The following is a 1,919-nucleotide window of genomic DNA, read 5'->3' as shown; positions in this document are numbered from 1 at the left end:
GCTCACACGTCAGCCACACGTCAATCGAACATCTAGTGATCCGTCTCACTAATAATTGAGGGGTAGAGTTTCTCCTCTAACGAGGAGGTTACCAATGAAGCTGACTGGGGAGAGACAGAAGCTGGACCCCTCAATTATTAGTGAGACAGACCACTAGTATGCCACGTCAGAAATTCGTTTATTAATGGCTCTTCGGGTGTTTGTGTGGGTGTAGATTGCTGGTCTGGCCTGCTGGCTATTGGCGTCCGGGGAGTGTGAGGTTGAGTCCTCCGCATTTGAGCATGACGAGGCTGATGAGGTTGTCGAGGTTCCTGTAGCCGTAGCCGATCTTGATGGTGGTCTTGATCTTGTTGTTGATGGCCTCGAGCCTGGCGTTGGACAGTCCGGAACGGATGGTTGCGAGGATGTCGAAGTGGCGCCTGGCGATCTTCTCTCCGAGCGGGACGAAGCCCGGGATGCCGGACAGGAACGCGTCCGCGGCCCATTGGCGCAGCAGGGGCGCGGCCTCGTCCGCCGTCTGCTTGAGGATCATCCTGAGGCGTTCCTTGAGCTTGTACGCCTCCCAGAGGGTCTCGTTGGTGTTCGCCACGCACTCCAATTGGGCCTTCTGGCCGGCGGTCAGGTCGTTCTCGTTCTTCAGCAGCGCCCAACGCGCGCCCTTGATCGGGTCCTTGGCGCCCTTCCGGGCCGTGCCGGCCTTTCTGGCCTCGCGCCATGCGGCGGTGCGGACCTTGTCGAGCGCGTCGGTCGCCCAGGACACGATGTGGAACCCGTCGAGGATGCGTTCGGCCATGGGGCACCAGCGGAACGCGCACTCGTCGATCCACCGCGCCCCGTCGCCGGTGATCACCCGGATGGAGGCGCGCTGGGCCGGCGTCAGCTGTTGGAAGAACAGGTCGAACACCTTCTCCCCGTGCCCCGGGTGCATCCAGACCACGCGCCCGCGGTCGTGGTCGACGACCACGGTCATGTACTTGTGGCCCTTTCTGTAGCTGGTCTCGTCCACGCCGATGGAGCGCAGATGGTCGAACAGGCCAGCGCCCTGTTCGACCCGCAGGTCGTCGGCGACCCTCTTGCACACGGGGCCCACGCTCTTCCAGTCGACGCGAGTCAGGGCCGACACGGCGCTTCTGGGCGCGTGCACGCTCAGCCACGCGACCTGCTGCTCGAAGTCATACGTGTACGCGCTCTTGCGTCTCGCCCACGGCACCATCGCGACCGTCACGCCATGCCCGGCGCAGGTCACGCGCCGAGGCGCGTACTCCAGGAAAAGCCTCGCGCAGCCGATGTCGAGATGCCGCCATCGTCGCGTGGGCAGACGGTCATACGGCCGGCCATGCCCGCCGCATTCAGCGCACCGGCCCATGACACTCGCATACGGGCGGACCGGGACGACGACGATCTCACGGCCGGCGTGATCCCGTTCGACGCGGGGCGTGCCGATCACGACGTTGGCGGGCAGATGCAGCATGCGCTTGAGCGCGCCGGCTGATATGGTGGGCATAGGCGTTCCCCTGTTCTTCGGTTCCATTTCTTGGCGGAAACAAACCTAACAGGCGAACGCCCCTTCCATACCCGCACACGAAAAAGCCCCGGCCACGACGCCAAGGCTCAACACCCCACCACACAAACTGGCGAAGGCTCTTATTAATTCCCTACCCCTCAGACCCGCTTCGCGGGCCGGTTCCCCTAACAAGGGGAGCCAAAAATATAATCAACGAATTAATGACGCGGCATACTAGTATGCCACGTCAGAAGTTCGTTGATTAATTCACTACCCCCTCAAACCAGCTTCGCGGGCTAGCTCGTCCTGCAATCACGGACGCACTTCGCGCGTGTTCTGCTGGCTTGCCTGCCGGCTTGCATGTTGCCGGCAAATAGCTCCGCTGTCTGTTTCACGGCAACGTCCTGACGAAGGG

General features: G+C 62.2%; 1 protein-coding gene. It reads right to left on the bottom strand.

Translation table 11 applies throughout. The annotated features are described in order from the left end of the window. Nucleotides 1-235: 235 nt before the first annotated feature. On the bottom strand, nt 236-1,504 hold the full coding sequence (locus BMYO_RS11270; RefSeq protein ID WP_158217003.1) for an ISL3 family transposase: 1,269 nt from the start codon (nt 1,502-1,504) through the stop codon (nt 236-238). Between the last annotated feature and the right edge of the window lie 415 nt (nt 1,505-1,919).

Origin of the sequence: Bifidobacterium myosotis (assembly GCF_002259745.1) — a bacterium.
GTDB classification, from domain to species: Bacteria; Actinomycetota; Actinomycetes; order Actinomycetales; family Bifidobacteriaceae; genus Bifidobacterium; species Bifidobacterium myosotis.
This window is presented reverse-complemented; position numbering and strand designations above follow the sequence as displayed.